The sequence below is a fragment of the Bacillus sp. EKM420B genome, assembly GCF_011065565.1.
In the GTDB taxonomy this organism is placed as follows: Bacteria; Bacillota; Bacilli; order Bacillales; family Bacillaceae; genus Bacillus; species Bacillus velezensis.
The window spans coordinates 1-290 of record NZ_JAAMNX010000032.1 but is presented as its reverse complement, the minus strand read 5'-3'; the positions used below and the strand labels follow the sequence as shown (position 1 = coordinate 290).

1 protein-coding gene is annotated in these 290 nt (G+C 62.8%); it reads left to right on the top strand.

Features of this window, described 5'->3' with window-relative positions; all coding sequences use genetic code 11:
* On the top strand, nt 1-290 hold a 290-nt coding region (locus G9F48_RS19390; RefSeq protein WP_165409983.1), incomplete at both ends, for a hypothetical protein.

The window sequence follows — 290 nt, the reverse complement described above, 5'->3', positions numbered from 1 at the left end:
CGGACCGAACACGGCGAAACCGCACTTTACGCCTATATTGAAGGACGAAAAAGCGATGACGTGCGGGCGGAGCTTGCAACACGCCTTCCGGCCTACATGATGCCGGCTCAGTTTATAGAGATGACCGAGTGGCCGGTCACGCCGAGCGGAAAGCTTGACCGCCGCGCGCTGCCGGCTCCCGGCGGAGCGGCAGACAGACAGGCGTACACCGCCCCGCGGAACGTCACGGAAATGAAGCTTTGCGCCCTTTGGGAAGAGGTGCTGAAAAACGGCCCCGTCGGCATCCGGGA